The sequence below is a fragment of the Pseudomonas koreensis genome, from assembly GCF_024169245.1.
GTDB classification, from domain to species: domain Bacteria; phylum Pseudomonadota; class Gammaproteobacteria; order Pseudomonadales; family Pseudomonadaceae; genus Aquipseudomonas; species Aquipseudomonas koreensis_F.
In genome coordinates, this window is sequence record NZ_JALJWP010000001.1 from 5,713,922 (window position 1) to 5,732,451 (window position 18,530).

The 18,530-nt window shown below is 59.1% G+C and carries 10 protein-coding genes; 3 read left to right on the forward strand and 7 right to left on the reverse strand.

Going from position 1 to position 18,530, the window contains the following annotated elements:
• The first annotated feature begins 145 nt into the window (after window positions 1–145).
• The gene (locus J2Y90_RS25340) at window positions 146–7,969 is read left to right on the forward strand and encodes a dermonecrotic toxin domain-containing protein (RefSeq protein WP_253504571.1); all 7,824 of its coding nucleotides are present in this window, start codon (window positions 146–148) and stop codon (window positions 7,967–7,969) included.
• Here the strand turns inward: J2Y90_RS25340 and argR are convergent.
• The 7 genes from argR to acs form a co-directional block, all read right to left on the reverse strand.
• A complete protein-coding gene (gene argR / locus J2Y90_RS25345; RefSeq protein ID WP_253504574.1) occupies window positions 7,966–8,946 on the reverse strand; it encodes a transcriptional regulator ArgR in 981 nt (326 codons plus the stop codon). The two genes, J2Y90_RS25340 and argR, sit on opposite strands and share 4 nt — an antisense overlap.
• 246 nt (window positions 8,947–9,192) lie before the next feature.
• Window positions 9,193–9,957: an ABC transporter ATP-binding protein gene (locus tag J2Y90_RS25350; RefSeq protein WP_007912705.1), complete on the reverse strand. Its 765-nt coding sequence runs from the start codon at window positions 9,955–9,957 to the stop codon at window positions 9,193–9,195.
• Window positions 9,958–9,984: 27 nt separating this feature from the next.
• Window positions 9,985–11,097, reverse strand: a complete 1,113-nt coding sequence (locus J2Y90_RS25355; protein WP_253504578.1) for a succinylglutamate desuccinylase/aspartoacylase family protein — start codon at window positions 11,095–11,097, stop codon at window positions 9,985–9,987.
• A gap of 1 nt (window position 11,098) precedes the next feature.
• Window positions 11,099–11,797 carry an ABC transporter permease gene (locus J2Y90_RS25360; protein ID WP_253504581.1) on the reverse strand — a complete coding sequence of 233 codons (699 nt, stop codon included), beginning with the start codon at window positions 11,795–11,797 and terminating at the stop codon, window positions 11,099–11,101.
• A complete protein-coding gene (locus J2Y90_RS25365; protein ID WP_016773583.1) occupies window positions 11,794–12,483 on the reverse strand; it encodes an ABC transporter permease in 690 nt (229 codons plus the stop codon). The genes J2Y90_RS25360 and J2Y90_RS25365 overlap by 4 nt, the downstream gene beginning before the upstream one ends.
• A gap of 91 nt (window positions 12,484–12,574) precedes the next feature.
• Window positions 12,575–13,348: an ABC transporter substrate-binding protein gene (locus J2Y90_RS25370; RefSeq protein WP_039757969.1), complete on the reverse strand. Its 774-nt coding sequence runs from the start codon at window positions 13,346–13,348 to the stop codon at window positions 12,575–12,577.
• Between the two features lie 702 nt (window positions 13,349–14,050).
• Window positions 14,051–16,006, reverse strand: coding sequence for an acetate--CoA ligase (gene acs, locus J2Y90_RS25375; protein WP_253504584.1), 1,956 nt, complete (start codon window positions 16,004–16,006; stop codon window positions 14,051–14,053).
• A gap of 410 nt (window positions 16,007–16,416) precedes the next feature.
• Between acs and J2Y90_RS25380 the strand changes: the two genes are divergently transcribed.
• Together J2Y90_RS25380 and J2Y90_RS25385 are read left to right on the forward strand one after the other, a co-directional pair.
• Window positions 16,417–16,677, forward strand: a complete 261-nt coding sequence (locus tag J2Y90_RS25380) for a DUF2790 domain-containing protein (RefSeq protein ID WP_101155910.1) — start codon at window positions 16,417–16,419, stop codon at window positions 16,675–16,677.
• A gap of 547 nt (window positions 16,678–17,224) precedes the next feature.
• Window positions 17,225–18,475, forward strand: a complete 1,251-nt coding sequence (locus J2Y90_RS25385) for a ribonucleotide-diphosphate reductase subunit beta (protein ID WP_039757978.1) — start codon at window positions 17,225–17,227, stop codon at window positions 18,473–18,475.
• Window positions 18,476–18,530 lie beyond the last annotated feature (55 nt).

Below are 18,530 nucleotides of genomic sequence, written 5' to 3' on the forward strand. Positions count from 1 at the left end.
GGCGCAGTTTAAACCGTCACTGCCGACTTGCGGCAGTCCGCAAGGATATCAACTCAACGGTGCGGCCGAGGTATGAATATGTACCGCACACCCCACGCATCGTTCTGATTTGCTTGGCGCTTTCCAAACGCCAAGGATTGGCCCGATGCCATCGACCGAACATCAGACTGCCGTCACCCTCGACACCCCTTTCGGGAAACAGCCCGACACTCACTATCTGCACCTGCAGGCCAGCCTTCCGACCTGGCTCGGCCAGGCTTCACCGAGCAGGCGCGAGGCGTTGAAAAATACCGCGCCGGCAATGCCCCTCAAGCTTCAAACGCTGACCAGCGCTCAGCATGAGGGACTCAAGACACTCAATACCGCGCACTGGTCCGCACAGAACGATGTCGACCGCCAGCTGGAGCAATTTCGCGACATCAACGCCTTTGCCGAACCCCTGCTCATAGCCGAGATCAAGGCCCGCTTCGATCTGGAACTGGACGTCAGGCAAACCCTGCTGCGCCTGTATGTCCCCGCCGCCACGCCGCTGTTCGGCATCAAGACCGGCGCGCGCACCTGGACGGTGTCGCTGCTGGAGGCTGCGCTGCACAACTTCGAGGAGAAAGAGACCGAGGACGATGCCTATGACGCCGCGTCGACGTACATCATGCAATCCCTGGCTCCTGCGCAGTCCGACGCGCAGCCCTCGACCACCGTACAGTTCGACACCCTGCCCTGGCTCAAGGAAAAAATGAGCATTCCGGCATTTACCAAAATGTGCCGGGAGCTGGACATTGGTACGCAGTACAAGGGTTACCTGGAAGACCACCTGGGCATTGCCGATGCCAAAAAAGGCGCAGCGTTGCGCAAAAAAGTCGACAAGAGCCAAAAAGCCGCGCTCAAGGCCGCCCTGCGATTCGCCCGCCTGACTGACAATATCAGCAGCAGTTACGGTCGCACGATCGAGGCACTGATCGATGGCGTGCGACATCTGCGCATCAACGGGCAGCACCTGCAATGTCAGGAGCTGACCATGCTGGGCGCACCGCTCACCGGCATTCTGGTGTTCGCCCCAAAGGCCGATGAAGTCCGCACGCTGGCGCGGGTGGTGGCGTACATTCCGGATGACCCGGAGCATCCGATCAAGGAGTACGCTTCTTCGGCGGAACTGGCAGAGGAACTGACCCGGCAACTGCGCTCCAAGGACTATCAGAAATTCTTCAGCCGCTTCGTCAACCACGAACAACGCGGCTTTTTCTTCGCCAGTCTTAACAGCCGCCTGAGCGAGGTGAAGTGGCATGAACCGGTGGCCGGCAGCTCAGACCCGGTCTGGCGCGACGAGCCATTCAAAAAACCTGATCTGCAAGTGGCCGCTACGGTAATCGCCGGCGATCTCTGGCAGCACCAGTACCAGGCAAAACTGAACAAGATTCTCAACGACGGCCAGGCCATCGCGGTCACCACCGCTACGGTCGACTCGAAGGCCCGCTGGGCGCTGTGGGATTCCTTCGTCGGTATCGCCTCGGCCATTTTGCAGACTGCGGCGTTCATCATCGCGCCGTTCGTACCTGGCCTGGGTGAGCTGATGATGGGCTACATGGCTTATCAATTTCTCGACGAAGTGTTCGAGGGCATCATCGATTGGGCGCAAGGCCAGACCACCGAAGCGTTCAGGCATCTGGTGGGGACGGTGGACTCGCTGATTCAATTGGGCCTGTTCGCTGTCGGTGGTTCGATTGCAGTGGGCGAGTTCCGTAAAGTCCTGCCCAAGGAGGTCATCGAGTTCATCGAGCGTTTCAAACCGGTGAAACTGGCGAACGGCAAAACCCGCTATTGGGATCAGGATCTGACCCGCTATCAACACAAATCCCTGCCGCCTGCTGATTCCAAACCGTCCCGGCTTGGCCTTCACGACCATCAAGGCAAACAGATTCTGCCGCTGGAAGACGCGCATTTCGCTGTCAGTGAATCGGCGATCCCCGGCCGTTACCACATCGAACATCCGACCCGTCCCGACGCCTACCAACCGGCCGTGCGCCACAACGGCGACGGCGCCTGGCACACCGAACTCGAGCAGCCACTGGAATGGGACAAAGCAACCGCCTTGCGCCGCATCGGCCATGAGATGCAAGGGTTCACCCCGGAGCGTCGCGAACGCATTCTGCAAGTCAGCGGCTACAACGAAGACGCGCTGCGCCGGATGCACGTCGATCAGGAGTCTCTCCCACCGTTGCTGGCAGACAGCATCACCCGCTTCAGGATCGACCAGGACCTGCAGGTGTTCATCGATCAACTGGCCAGCGACCTGCCCGAACAATACCGCCGCGCCGATCCACAGATGCAACTGCAATTGCTCAGCGAACACGGGCGCTGGCCTGCCGACAAACGCCTGCGGTTGCTGGATGAACAGGGAGAAGTGATCTGGCAATCTTCGAGCGATGAGTCCTTGTCACTGACCGATCTTCGTCAGGACAAGCCGAGTGAGAATGATGTACTCACGTCACTGCTGCAGGCCATCAGCGAGGAACAAGCCCAGGCGTTGCTGGGCGAAGCGTTCGGTGGCCCGCACCTGCCGCTGGACATCCGCGCCCGAGCGTTGCGCAACCAAGTGCTGCAATTGGCCAAAGCACAACGCAGCCGCCTGTTCGAGGCGCGTTATAAAGCTATCGAGAACGTCGACGACCCACTGCACACCACCCTTGCGCAATTCGAACCGCCCCTGCCACCGCGCGTCACCGAGGAACTGCTCAACACCACCAGCAGTGCCGAGCTACTGCAAATCAGTGAGGGCCAACTGCCCCAGCGCCAGCAGGCACTGATGCAGATGGCCAGTGAAGAGGTCCGCGTCACCCGCGCGTTCGAAGGGCTGGAACTGGACTCGGTGAGCAATCCGGACACCGATACCCTGGTCCTGCACAGCTTGCGCAACGTGCCAGGCTGGAGCGGCGAGGTGCGCCTGGAGATCCGCGACGGCACGTATGCCGGCAAGATGCTCGACAGCACCGGGCGCGCTGACGCGCCGGAGCAAAAGATTCTGGTGCGTGGAAACGATGGCACTTATCAGCCCTTCGATGACCGCGGGCAAGAGTTGCATTCAGCCACCGACCTGTACTCAAGCATCCTCTATGCACTGCCCGACGCCGAGCGTCAGGCTATGGACATCCATATCGGCCAGACAGAACAACTGAAGGCTGCGATCCGCGCCCGGCCACTCGCTCGCAGCGATTTTCGCGTAGCGGTTTCGCTGGCACCGGCGCGCCCCCCGGCAGTGGACACCCTGCGTCTGGTCGGACGCCGCAGCCATGAAGGACCGCCTCCAATATCAGACGTCTTTACACCACCGCACCTCAGGACAATCCCGGAACCTCTGCAAGCGATTCAGCTGATCTATCGTGGTTATAACGCCGAGGACGCACGAGCCTTCGCCGCCAGGTTTGCAAACGACCCCGCACGCATCACCCATGAACTCGCCCGCCTGAGAAACGAGGCCAACCAACTGCGCGACAACCTGCGAGAGTGGGAAACCCGGATTCCAACAAACGACCCGCACAGCGCAGTCCCCCTGACTGACGCTCAACGTCGCGCAGCGCAACGAAGCCGCGAGGCATTCAGAGACGCAATCGAGCGCTGCTGGCGCCGGCAAACACGCGAGTCGTCCGGTTATCTGTTGCAGATCAGCGATCCGATAGCCGGTGATCTGCCGACGTTGAGTGGCGATTTCAGCCACGTCAGATCGTTGATCTTGAACGGCAGCGTCAGCACCCGTGGTCTCGAACCGTTTTTACGGCAATTCCCGGGACTGGTTTCCCTGGACGCGCAGAACCTCGATCTGCCGGGTCTGCCACAGGCTCTGACCTCGATGCCGAGCCTGCAGCGACTGGTCATGCGCAACTGCGGCATCACCATGACCCCGGCAAACAAGGCGACTCTTGCAGCCCTGCCCCACGTCTCGGCCCTGGATCTTTCAAACAATCCGCTGAGTGAGCCGATTGATATCCACTCGATGCCCGCATTGAGTTATCTCAACCTCGACAACACCAACATTTCGACGGTGCCGGTGGGCATGCTTGATCATCCTCGCCTGGTCTCCGGACGATTTGCAGGCAATCAGATCGCTGAAATCCCCAACGAGTTTTTCAACCTCGCCAGTGTGCTCAGTGACGGGTTTCTCTTTGAGGACAATCCGCAGCTGTCGGCAGCCTGTCGGGAAAAGGTGAAGCTTTACTACCAACAGACACGCAAGCACTACGGCGTGCTGCCCGCCCCGGCAGATATCGAACTGACCACCCGGCTCTTTCCTGCGGTCAACGCTGACCGAGCAGTGGATCTGGTTTACTACTTGCCCGGTACACTGGCCGAGGGCCGCGCCAGACTCTTGGCATGGGAAGGCGAGGTCGAGCGGTTACGCAACGTCCTCGCGCGATGGTGTAACGATGTGCCGCAGCGCTCTCCCGCTACTCTGGAGCCATTGACCGGCAGTGAACGAAACAGCGAACTCGTCGCCAGGCTGGAGTTCAGCCAAAAGCTGGAAGATTTCTGGCGTAACCGATCACCTTTCCCTCCCAACCTCAGGAACAGCCAACTGGAGCTGACCCTGGACTTCGTCGGCGAACTGCCGGTGCTCGACACCGATTTCAGCCATGTTGGCAGCCTGACGCTCCATGGCAATAAAGGCGTTAGCGGCGTACAGGCGTTCCTGCAACGCTTCGAGAAGCTCACGTCACTGCGGCTGAGTCATTTCGACTTCGACCCGAACTCGCTGTCAGCCGTCGACCTGCCACACCTGGAGATACTCCAACTGAAAAATTGCGGTGTCGTGATGACTCCGGAAAACCAGGTAAAACTGGTCTCGATGCCGCAACTGCGAACGCTGGACTTGAGCGACAACCATCTGACTACGTTCCCCGACTTCACCTTTTTACCGGAACTGACCCACGTCGATCTGGCCAACAACCAACTGTCACAGGTTCCTCCCGGGCTAGCTGATCACGCCAACCTCAGCATCGCCGTGTTCAGCGGCAACGTGATCAATGAACTGCCCATCGAGCTGTTCGACCTGCCCGCCGATCGTACCGACGGTATGGACTTTGCCGACAACCCCTTGGGGCCTGCGACGCGCGAGCAAATAAAAGCCTATTACCGCAAAACGGGTCAGGACCTCGACGTGCTGGCCGATCCCGAGGACATCGCGCTGGCGCAATCACTGTTCCCGTCCCTTGACCGGGTAGAGGCCAGCGAGATCATCTATGAATTGCCCGGAACCCTGGCTGACAGCAAAGCCAGACTCAACTTCTGGCAGATCGAATTGAACACCCTGCAGGCCGATCTCACGGCCTGGGCAGCCCAGGTACCGAACCGACACCCCGTGACCGGCGAAGCAATCAGCGCCGCCGAGCAGGTCATCAACATCACCTCGCGCAATGAATTCGCCGGCCAACTCGAGCAATTCTGGCGAGAACGCTCGACGACCTCCGGCATCCGCAGGGACGTTTTCACGGCGAATCCGACGTTCCAGGGTGACATGCCGGTTCTGAGCACTGATTTCAGCCACGTGCTGAAACTTGATCTTCGGGGCAATCCTGCGATCAGTGGCACGGGACCGTTCCTTGAACTGTTCCCCAATCTGCAGATTCTGCAACTCCACGATTTCACGCTGGGCGAAATACCTGCATCCCTGACACGTGCGCCGGAACTCAAGGAGGTCAGGATGCCCCATTGCAACCTGACCCTCACCGATACCGGCCAGACCGTACTCCAATCGCTGCCTGAGCTTGAATTGCTGGATCTGAGCCACAACCCGTTGAGGCGGAGTCCGGACATCACGAAGATGCTGGCACTTAACGACCTCAGGCTGTCCGCAAGCGAAATCACCACAGTCCCGGAGGGTCTCGGCACACATCCGAATTTGCGCAACGCACTGCTCGACAACAACGCGATCACCGAGCTGCCCGAAACCTTTTTCGACCTCGACATCGACCTCGCCGACACGATAAACCTGTCCGCCAACCCTCTGTCCCCGGCTGCCCGCGAACGCATCAAGGTTTACTACAGGCAACACGGACTCAACTTTGACGTTTTGCCTGACCCGGCCGACATCAGCCGAGCGCGGCAACTGTTTCCGGCGCTGGACTTCGACGACGCCACCCATGTGATTTATCAACTGCCCGGGACACTGGCCGATGGCACTGCGCAATTGATGACCTGGGAAATGGAAATAGGCCAGATGCTCAACGACCTCGGCGCCTGGTCGCAACGAGTTCCCCTGTATGCGCCTGACGGCCAGGTCATGGGCATCGCGGATCGGGCAACGCAACGCCTGCAAAGGCGGGCGTTCAGCCAGAGGGTCGAGCAGACCTGGCGTAACCGCCATTTCGCCAGATCAGAACTCGGATCCAACAGTTTTATCGCCGAGCTGACGTTTTCAGGTGATCTGCCAACGCTGTCGGCTGACTTCAGCCATGTCCTTCAACTCTCCCTGATCGGCAACAAGGGCTTGACCTCCGCTGACGGTTTCCTGCGATGCTTTACCGGATTGAGAGAACTGGAAGTGCGCGACTTCACGCTGGGCAGATTCCCCGATGCTGTCGCCACCATGCCCCGGCTCAAAACACTGGTACTGAGTCGCTGTGGCATCGTTTTCGACGAGGCCGCGCAGACGCACCTGTCCTCTTTGAGCCGACTGCAATCGCTGGACCTGTTCGACAATCCCCTTGGCCGGGTCCCGAATCTTTCGGCGTTGCCGGAACTCAGTGTCATCGACCTGGCCAGCACCGCAATTGACCAGTTCCCCATCGGGCTGGCTGAACGTCCGCGACTCACTATGGCGGTGCTCAGCGAAAACAATATTGCCGAGCTTCCCGATGCACTGTTTCAGGTATCGGCCGAAATCAGTGACGGTTTCGACTTGAGCGACAATCAGTTGTCGGCAAACGCCCGCGACCGGATAAAGACCTACCGTCAAGCCACCGGAAGCGACTTCAGTGTTCCGGTCGAACCGGAGGATATCGAACTGGCAAGGACACTTTATCCTCGCCTGGATGGGGCGCGCTTGAACGACATTGTCTACGGCCTGCCGGGAACGCTTGCTGAAGGCCGCATTGAACTGGTGCGACGCCAGAGCGAAATCGCCACGATGTCCCGTGACCTTGAATCATGGGCAAATGAGGTGCCCGTCGACCCCGTCACTCAGGTGCCGCTGGCCGGCGATGCGCTGCGGCAGGAAACGGCCAACCGGATGGCGTTCAAGGAAAGCCTGGAACATGGCTGGCGCCGGATAGCCGAGGATGGCTTGTCCGAGTTCGAGTTCTCGTCCAGCCTGCCCATCACCGGTGAACTGCCTGATCTGTCAGCTGATTTCGGGCATATTCTCTCGCTGAGACTGACCTGTGAAACCGGCATTGCGCCGCGGATCGGCCAATTCCTGAAGCGCTTTACCAATGTGCAGAACCTGGGTATCCAGGGTTATCAACTGGGAAATATTCCCGAAGTGATCCTGGATATGGAGCAATTGACTGTGCTCAGCCTGCCGGGATGCGGTATCGCCCTCACGGAACAAACGGTGCAGGCGCTGAGCCGGATGAACAACCTCAGCCGTCTGAATCTGAATAACAACCCGTTGACCGTCACACCGGATCTCAGCCACATGACCGCGTTGTCCTGGCTGGATCTGAGCGGCACGGAGCTCAGAGAAGTGCCATCAGGGCTGCTCGATCGTCCTCACTTGACGTATGCCGACCTGTCCAACAACTACATCATCGAGCTGCCCGCCGACCTCTCGAACGCCAGCAAGACATACTTCAATTTCAGCGGTAATCGGCTCTCTCCAGGAAGCCTGCAACACGTGGAGGCCCAGCGACTGGCAAGGGAAAACGCACTGGCCGAAGAACAACGACTGCAGCCGGAGGCCATGGACCTTACGAACTCAGATGTTTCTCTGGGCAACGGCGAGTCATCGACATTGAACGGACTGTCGGAATCGTCCGCCTAACCGCGCTCGGGCGGCACTGACGACAACTCGAACGGACTGCTGCTGCGCCGCTGGTTGCGATCCTCCCGCGGCGTGGCACCGAAGAAGTTGCGATAGGCGCTGGAGAAATGCGGCCCCGAAGAGAAGCCACAGGACAGGCCGATCTGGATGATCGACTTGCTCGTCTGCATCAACATCTGCCGGGCCTTGTTCAAACGCAGCTCGAGGTAGTACTGGCTCGGCACGCGGTTGAGGTATTGCTTGAAGATCCGCTCCAGTTGCCGACGGGATACGCACACGTGCTGGGCGATTTCGTCGGTAGTCAGCGGCTCTTCGATGTTGGCCTCCATCAGCAACACCGCTTGGGTCAGCTTCGGATGGCTGGAGCCGAGGCGATTCTGCAATGGAATGCGCTGACGCTCACCGCCCTCGCGGATGCGCTCGACCACCAGTTCTTCCGAGACTGCGCCGGCGAGTTCGGCGCCGTGATCACGGGCCAGCACCGCCAGCAACAGATCGAGCACGGACATGCCGCCGCACGCGGTCAGGCGATCGCGATCCCAATCGAACAGATGGCTGGTGGCGATGACTTTGGGGAAACGCTCGGCGAAATCGTCCTGCCAGCGCCAGTGCACGGCGGCGCGATAACCGTCGAGCAGACCGAGCTGGGCCAGCGGATAGACACCGGCCGACAGACCACCGATCACGCAACCGGCGCGCACCAATTGCTTGAGCGCACTGCTCAGCGCCGGTGCCAACGTGGTCGGCGGCTCATCAGCGAGCAGGAACAGTTTCTGGAAATTCTCGAGCTTGCCGGCCCAGGGTTCACCGGGCAATTGCCAGGCACCTTCGGCTGGCGGCTCGGCCTGCAGAAAGGAAAGCTCGTAAACCACATCCGGGTGCACCCGCTGAGCAACACGCAAGGCTTCCTCCGCCAGCGCCAGCGTCAACGCTTTAGTGCTGGGCCAAATCAGGAAACCAATTCGATGGGCAGTCATGGGCGGGCAATCCGAAACGAACAACGGTGATGAAGGCATGGGCCAATGCTAGCCCGGAAATGAACACAAATCCTGAGTCCGACGCGGATCCCTGTAGGAGCTGCCGAAGGCTGCGATCTTTTGATTTTCGAAAAACAAGATCAAAAGATCGCAGCCTCGTTGCACTCGGCAGCTCCTACAGGGGATCTGGGTCAGGCTTGAGGTCGCGAAGCATGACCTAATCTGGTGCACAACGGCAGCCCTGTTTTATTTCAGGCTACCCGACAGGAACTGCTGCAAGCGCTCCGACTGCGGGTTGACCAGCACTTCGCGCGGGTTGCCGCTTTCTTCAACGACGCCTTTGTGCAGGAACACCAACTGGTTCGACACTTCACGGGCAAAGCCCATTTCGTGGGTCACCACAACCATGGTGCGGCCTTCCTGCGCCAGTGCCTGCATGACTTTCAGCACATCGCCGACCAGTTCCGGGTCGAGGGCCGAGGTCGGCTCGTCGAACAGCATCACTTCAGGTTCCATCGCCAGCGCCCGGGCAATCGCCACGCGCTGCTGCTCGCCACCGGACATGTGCCCCGGGAACGCGTCTTTACGATGCGCCACGCCAACCTTGTTCAGGTAGTACTCGGCTTTTTCACGGGCTTCGTACTTGGGTACGCCGAGCACGTGCACCGGCGCTTCCATGATGTTTTCGATCGCGGTCATGTGCGACCACAGGTTGAAGTGCTGGAACACCATCGACAGGCGCGAACGCATGCGTTGCAGCTGCTTCGGATCAGCGGCTTTCAGCGCGCCGTCCTTGTTCGCCACCAGTTTCAGCTCTTCGTTGTTGAGCAGGATCTTGCCGGCGTGCGGCTGCTCGAGCAGGTTGATGCAACGCAGGAAAGTACTTTTGCCGGAGCCACTGGAGCCGATGATGCTGATCACATCGCCGGCGGCGGCTTTCAGGGACACGCCCTTGAGCACTTCGTGACTGCCATAGCGTTTATGCAGGTCTTGGACTTCAAGTTTGTACATGCGGTCGGTTCTCACAAAAACAGTCAGTCAGTCGTTGAGCAAGCGCCCGTGACGCAGCGCTTCGCGCCCCGCCACCTTGGCCAGCCAGAAACCGGGTTGGGCATAGCGCAGCCGTTCAATGGCAAACAGCACCCCGGACGTACCAGCACACACCGTGCTGACCCGATCGGACACAGGGTCGATCACTTGAAAAATCTCGTCGCCCGCCTCGACCCATTCACCGGGCTTGCGGGAAAAACTCACCACACCGGGGTGCGGCGCAAACAGCAATTCGGTGCCTTCGAACGGCATGCCTTCGCACGCTTCGAAGGCTGGGTTTGGCCACTCGCCAGTGATCAGACCTTGCTCGGCAAGAAACGCCAGAATGCCTTCAGCGTACGCCTCGGCTTCATCGCGGCCGGTGTCGGCCTGCCCGCCCAGCTCGATGGTGGTCGCCAGACACGCCAGCGGAATCTGCGCATCGGGGAACTGCCGCGACAGGCGCAGCCACGGTAGCGAGCAGGCCTCGTCGAACGAGCTACCGCCGGAATCTTCCGCGAGCAAACCAACCTTGACGTTCAGATGCGCCGACAGCGAACGCCACTGCGGCCAGTGCTGCGGCAGCGCGTACATGTGCAGCGCGGCTTCGGCGTCGCAGTGCAGATCCAGCACGACGTCAGCGGTGCAGGCGTGGCTGAGCAATACACGCTGCATGCCCTGCAACTGGCTGCTCGCTTCGGGCAGTGCGGCCAGGTGATCGGCCATTGCCTGACGGATCAGCCGCACATTGGCATGCGGATCATCACCGAGTTTGTCGCCCAGCGCGGCTGCAACCGGTGCGCTCAGTTCGACAAAATCACGGTTGAAATTCTTGCCGCTGCCCGCCTCGAAACGGCCCTGGAAATTGCCTTGCAGCAATTGCCCGAGACCGATCGGATTGGCCACCGGCACCAGCTCGATCACGCCGTTGAGCAAGCCTTGGGCTTCGAGCTCGCCGAGGCGCTTTTTCAGCTCCCAGGCGGTGCGCATGCCCGGCAGTTCATCAGCATGCAGGCTGGCCTGGATGTAGGCCTTGCGCTCGCCGCTACCAAAACGGAAAACCGAAACCTTGCGCTCGCTGCCCAGATGGCTCCACGGCAATACGTGATCGATGCGTTGCATATCAGTGCTTCCGTGGCGCGAGGTAGCTCAACCAGCGACGCTCGGCCAGTTTGAACAGCTTGACCAGAATGAAGGTCAGGCACAGGTAGAACACGCCGGCAGTGATGTACGCCTCGAACGGCAGATAGAACTGCGCGTTGACGGTACGCGCCGCGCCGGTGATGTCGATCAGGGTCACGATCGACGCCAGACTGGTGGTCTGCAGCATCATGATCACTTCGTTGCTGTACTGCGGCAGCGCGCGGCGAAGGGCCGACGGCAGCAGAATGCGCTTGTACAGTTTGAAGCGCGACATGCCCATGGCCTTGGCCGCTTCGATCTCACCGTTCGGCGTGGCCTTGAGGCTGCCGGCAATGATTTCCGCGGTGTAGGCGCTGGTGTTGACCGCAAAGGCCAGGCAGGCGCAGAACGTTGCGCTGGACAGCCACGGCCACAAGAAGCTCTCGCGTACCGCTTCGAACTGGGCCAGACCGTAGTAGATCAGGAACAGCTGCACCAGCATCGGCGTACCGCGAATCACATAGGTGTACAGCCACGCGGCGCCGTTGACGATAGGGTTTTTCGAGACGCGCATCAGCCCCAGCGGCAACGCCGCGAGCAGGCCGAAGAACAGCGACAGCGCGAGCAGTTTGAGGGTGGTCAGCAGGCCGCCGAAGTACAGCGGCAGTGCGTCCCAGATGACGTTGTAGTCGAAGATCATAGATCAGCCGCCCTTACGCCTACCGAGTAGCGCTTCTCAAGGTGACGCAATGCCAGCAACGAAACACTGGTGATCACCAGGTACATCGCCGCCACTGCGAGGAAGAAGGTGAAAGGCTCGCGCGTGGCATCCGCCGCCTGCTTGGCCTTGAACATCATGTCTTGCAGACCGACCACGGAAATCAGCGCGGTGGCCTTGGTCAGCACCAGCCAGTTGTTGGTAAAGCCCGGGATGGCCAGACGAATCATCTGCGGCACCATCACCCGGAAGAACACCTGAAAACTGCTCATACCGTAGGCCATGCCCGCTTCGGCCTGGCCTTTGGGGATCGCCATGAACGCGCCACGGAAAGTTTCCGACAGGTACGCACCGAAGATGAAACCAAGGGTGCCGATACCGGCCGCCAGCGGGTTCAGGTCGATGTAGTCGTCATAGCCAAGCATCGGCGCAACGCGGTTGAGCAGGTCCTGACCGCCGTAGAAGATCAGCAGGATCAGCACCAGGTCGGGAATCCCGCGGATCACCGTCGAATACAGGTCGCCCAGCCACGCCAGCCAGCGCACCGGCGACAGGCGCAACGCAACACCGATCAGCCCGAGAACGATGGCCAGAGCCATGGACGACAAGGCGAGCTGAAGCGTCAGCCATGCGCCATCGAGGATGACAGCCCCGTAGCCTTTCAACATGATTCAGGTCCTCGAAAGTTGGGATGAAAAAATGGCGCAAACCGCAGAGATTCTGTTGCTTGCGCCATTTCGGACTTGTCGCAGAGACGTCTTACTTGCCGTAGATGTCGAAGGCGAAGTACTTGTCCTGGATTGCCTTGTATTTGCCGTTTTCGCGGATCGCCGCGATGGCAGTGTTGATCTTGTCTTTCAGGGCGTCGCCCTTGCGCACCGCGATGCCTACGCCGTCGCCGAAGTATTTGACGTCGGTGAAGGCCGGACCAACGAACGCGAAGCCTTTGCCAGCGTCGGTTTTCAGGAAACCGTCGTCGAGCAGGGTAGCGTCAGCCACGGTACCGTCGAGACGACCGGCAGCCACGTCGAGGTAGATTTCGTTCTGCGAGCCGTACGGCTTGATCTCGGCGCCCAGTGGCGCGAGAACTTCGCGGGCGAAACGCTCGTGGATCGAACCACGCTGTACGCCGATGTTCTTGCCCTTCAGCTCAGCCAGGTTTTCGCTGACCTGAGTGCCGGCCTTCATGACCAGACGTGCCGGGGTGTTGTAGTACTTGTTGGTGAAGTCGACCGACTTCTTGCGATCTTCGGTGATCGACATCGACGACAGGATCGCGTCGATCTTGCGCACTTTCAGTGCCGGGATCAGACCGTCGAACTCTTGCTCGACCCACACGCACTTGACCTTCATCTCTTCGCACAGCGCATTGCCGATGTCGTAGTCGAAACCGACGATGCTGCCGTCCGGAGCTTTCGAGGCGAATGGAGGGTAAGCCGCTTCGATGCCGATCTTCACAGGTTTTTCGTCAGCGACGGCATTCAGCGACAGCACGGACAGTGCCAGGGCGCCAAGCAGCACAAGTTTCTTCATCTTGGGACTCCATCGGTAAAGGGCAAAAACGGCAGAGTGAGCGACAGCCCAATATGCGAATGGGTGAATCGGAAATCGGTTGCGCATCGGCGGGAAATTTCCCGTTGAAACCGTAGGCGATTTCAACCTCAGCCACGATGAGCGAGTGATCGGCATTCTAACGACAGGCCCGAAGCCGATATTTCTTCAATGCGACAACTAATTACAGATGCACCGAGAAAGCGGTTTGAGCTCATTGACAGCTCTGCAATTTCATGCAAGAGCGAAAGACAGTGAACCGATACATATTGCAAGTTGCGGGCCCATTATTCGCAAACCCTTCTAATCCGGCAAGCGCAGCGTTATGTCTTATTTTTCAGAGGTGGCTCTGAGGCTCTAATACGGGGCGTAGCGTTTCACTTCGCCCCGCTTTCGCGCGAACGGTTACACATTGGCCTATAGCGGGTAACAGCGGGAAAGGCCTGACGGCGCAGATCGATAATTATTGGCTGGGTTGGTGCGGTTTCCTACAGATGGCTTCAGCGGTGTCTGACAAATCGCCTTCGCGAGCAGGCTCGCTCCCACATTTGAAATGCGCCCACTTCCTTGTGGGAGCGAGCCTGCTCGCGAAGAGGCCAACCCAACCACCCCAAAACCTCCAGACACAAAAAAGCCCCGCCCGGCATACACCGGACGGGGCTTTCTTCTTTTCAGACCTGCTACTTAAGCAACATTCATGGTCTTGTGCGTATCAATCAAATGCTGCACCACACCCGGATCCGCCAGGGTCGAGATATCGCCCAAGCCATCGTATTCGGCCGTGGCAATCTTGCGCAGAATACGCCGCATGATCTTGCCCGAACGGGTCTTCGGCAGCCCCGGTGCCCACTGGATCACGTCCGGCGAAGCAATCGGGCCGATCTCCTTGCGCACCCAGTTCTTCAGCTCCAGACGCAACTGCTCGGTCGGCTCCTCGCCGTTCTTCAAGGTCACGTAGACATAAATGCCCTGCCCCTTGATGTCATGCGGCACACCCACCACCGCCGCTTCAGCGACTTTCGGATGCGCAACCATCGCGCTCTCGATCTCGGCGGTGCCCATGCGGTGGCCGGAAACGTTGAGTACGTCGTCCACGCGCCCGGTGATCCAGTAGTAACCGTCGGCGTCACGACGCGCGCCGTCACCGGTGAAGTACATGCCACGGAAAGTCTTGAAGTAGGTATCGACAAAGCGGTCGTGATCGCCGTAAAGCGTACGCGCCTGACCTGGCCACGAATCGAGAATCACCAGATTGCCTTCGGCCTCGCCCTCGATGATATTTCCAAGGTTGTCGACCAGCGCCGGCACCACACCGAAGAACGGACGCGCCGCCGAACCTGGCTTGAGCGCATGAGCACCCGGCAGCGGGCTCATCATGTTGCCGCCGGTCTCGGTCTGCCACCAGGTATCGACGATCGGGCAACGGGACTTGCCGACATTCTTGTAGTACCAGTCCCAGGCTTCCGGGTTGATCGGCTCACCCACCGAACCGAGCAGGCGCAGGCTGCTGCCATCAGCGCCTTCCACAGCGGCCTGACCCGAAGCCATCATCGCGCGGATCGCGGTCGGCGCGGTGTAGAGGATGTTGACCTTGTGCTTGTCGATGATCTTCGCCACCCGGGTGATGTCCGGGTAGTTCGGCACACCTTCGAACAGCACGGTGGTCGCGCCATTGGCCAGCGGGCCATAGACGATGTAACTGTGGCCGGTGACCCAGCCGACGTCGGCGGTGCACCAGTAGATCTCGCCAGGACGGTAGTCGAACACGCGCTCGTGGGTCATTGCCGCATACAGCAGATAACCGCCGGTGGTGTGCTGCACGCCCTTCGGCTTGCCGGTGGAGCCGGAGGTATAAAGGATGAACAGCGCTTCTTCGGCGCCCATCTCTTTCGGCGCGCACACAGTGCCCGCGACTTTCATCAGGTCTTCGTACCAGATGTCACGATGCTGGTTCCACTTGATGTCGCCACCGGTGCGCTTGCAGACGATGACTTTCTGGATGCTGCTGGTTTCCGGGTTGGTCAGTGCGTCGTCGACGTTGGCCTTGAGGGAAATCTTCTTGCCGGCGCGAATACCCTCGTCAGCGGTGATCACCACTTTCGATTTGCAGTCGATGATGCGCCCGGCCAGGGCTTCCGGCGAGAAACCGCCGAACACCACCGAGTGAATCGCGCCGATCCGGGTGCAGGCCAGCATGGCGACCACGGCTTCGGGAATCATCGGCATGTAAATGGTCACCACATCGCCACGGTGCACGTCCTGACCACGCAGGGCGTTGGCCAGTTTGCAGACTTGCTCATGCAGTTCGCGGTAAGTGATGTTGCGGCTTTCGGAAGGATCGTCGCCTTCCCAGATGATCGCGATTTGATCGCCGCGCTCGGCCAGATGACGGTCGAGGCAGTTGTAGGAAACGTTCAGGGTGCCGTCGGCAAACCACTTGATGTCGACATGGTGATCGTCAAACGATGTCTGTTTCACCGTGGTGAAAGGCTTGATCCAGTCAAGACGCTTGGCTTGCTCGCGCCAGAAGCCGTCCGGGTTGACGACCGACTGCTGGTACATGGCTTTGTAGGTCGCCTCGTCAGTCAGCGTGTTTGCCAGAACCTCGGGACGAACGGGATACAGAGAAGCCGCACTCATCTTTCCTACCTCGGTGTAATAGTTGTTTTTGTATGACCCTGTTGTAGCCGGGTGGGCTCCATAGAACCATTCGACGATGGTTGTAGGAGCTGCCGCAGGCTGCGATCTTTTGATCTCCAAAGCAAGATCAATAGATCGCAGCCTCGTTGCACTCGACAGCTCCTACAAGGGCCGTGCGGGGGGATTGTTACCAAATATGCCAAAAGTGTTTATCAAAACCCGCTCTGTTTACCCCCGCCCCATCCCCCTAAAATTAACCTCGCCAACAAGGCAACCGCGATTAATAACGTTACAGCCCCCACGAAGGCCGTTAATCCAGCTCTCCAAGTAACGCATCAAATACCCAAGCTCCACACGCAACCCTAAAAAGGTTGCGTGACCCCACTCGACCTCAAAAAGGTGAATTAGAAATGAAAGCTTTATTGGTTCTGGCCCTCAGCAGTCTGTGCGCAACCGCCATGGCAAACGAGGGTCCGACTGATGTCGCACAGCAACAACCGGTTATCGAGGAATACACCTACTCCACACACCTGGACATCGCCAAAGTTGTATCCATGAGCGAAGTTCCGAATGTCTGCGAAGTAGTACCGGCGAAAATGGAATACGACGACTCCAAAGGCCAACGCCACATCCTGCGCTACAGCATCATGGGCAACGGCTGCACGAACTGAATCAGACTGCACCGAATCGGATCGCTCAGCGCTACATTGAGGGTCGATTCCAGCCCGGCTTCGGTCGGGCTCAGTTGTGTCTGGAGACGCTCAGAAGGGTTGCAAAACACAAGATATAGTGAAAAACGCGATTTTCTGGCTATTTTTTAAACAGAAAACCATCTGCCAAAAATTTAACGAAAAAAAATCTGCCGGTCTCGACTCCGCGCAAAGCCCTGTAATCCCTCGGTCGGACCGAAATCCACCCCCTCCTCGGCCTCGCCATGAGCCGATTCGCCGCACCACGCCGGTAAAAATTTCCCTATAATGCCGCCCCATACGGGTCAGCAATATTCCCTTACAGGGAGCAAAAGCCATTCTGAAGCCCCGCAACAGTGCCAGACGCTGATTGCGCCCATCAGAGGCTCTCGGAACCCGTCAAAATTTCTGTTTATTTGCCTGCGTGCAGCGCTGCAAAAAACGACATCCAACGCGGCTTTGGCCGTGTGAAAAACCAAGCCATCAGGTTTCACACGGGCACAAGCCCTCACGCAGGAGACGACACGTCATGCTGAGCTGGGACGAATTCGATAAAGAAGACAGTGAAGTCGCAACCGTGAAAGGCGCCAACGCCGGCCACGCAAGCGAAGCCAACATGGACCGCCTCGACAACGCCGGCGGCGCCGCTGCGCTCGAAGCCCGCGCCGTGACCGCCGACGACTCGGCCGCCGTGGCCCGCGCCAAGGCTGCACTGAACTCCCTCGACGTCGCCGAAGGCCTCGCCGAACTCGAAGGCGCCTCCGCCCGTGTCGCCGTTGACGAAAAGCGCATGATCAACTGCCGCGCCGACCTCAACCAACTCGTGCCATTCAAGTACGACTGGGCCTGGCAGAAGTACCTGGACGGTTGCGCAAACCACTGGATGCCGCAAGAAGTCAACATGACCGCCGACATCGCCCTCTGGAAAAACCCGGAAGGCCTGACCGACGACGAGCGCCGCATCGTCATGCGCAACCTCGGCTTCTTCTCCACCGCCGACTCCCTGGTTGCCAACAACCTGGTCCTGGCCGTGTACCGCCTGATCACCAACCCGGAATGCCGCCAGTACATCCTGCGCCAGGCTTTCGAAGAAGCGATCCACACCCACGCCTACCAGTACTGCATCGAATCCCTGGCCATGGATGAAGGCGAAATCTTCAACATGTACCACGAGATCCCATCGGTCGCGAAGAAAGCAGCTTGGGGCCTGAAGTACACCCGCTCGATCTCCGATCCGAAGTTCGAAACCGGCACCCCGGACACCGACAAAGAGTTGCTGCGCAACCTGATCGCCTACTACTGCGTTCTGGAAGGCATCTTCTTCTACTGCGGCTTCACCCAAATCCTCTCCATGGGCCGCCGCAACAAAATGACCGGCGTCGCCGAGCAGTTCCAATACATCCTGCGCGACGAATCCATGCACCTGAACTTCGGCATCGACGTGATCAACCAGATCAAAATCGAAAACCCGCACCTGTGGGATGCCGAAATGAAGGAAGAAGCGACTCAGATGATTCTGCAGGGTACGCAGCTGGAGATCGAATACGCACGTGACACCATGCCTCGCGGCGTACTGGGCATGAACGCGGCGATGATGGAGGATTATCTGAAGTTCATCGCTAACCGTCGTTTGAGCCAGATCGGTTTGAAAGAAGAGTATCCGGGGACTACGAATCCGTTCCCTTGGATGAGCGAGATTATGGACTTGAAGAAAGAGAAGAATTTCTTTGAGACGCGGGTTATTGAGTATCAGACTGGTGGGGCGTTGAGCTGGGATTGATGATGGCGTAGCGCCATGCTATAAAAAGCTTACCTACATGGAATGTGGTGAGCCT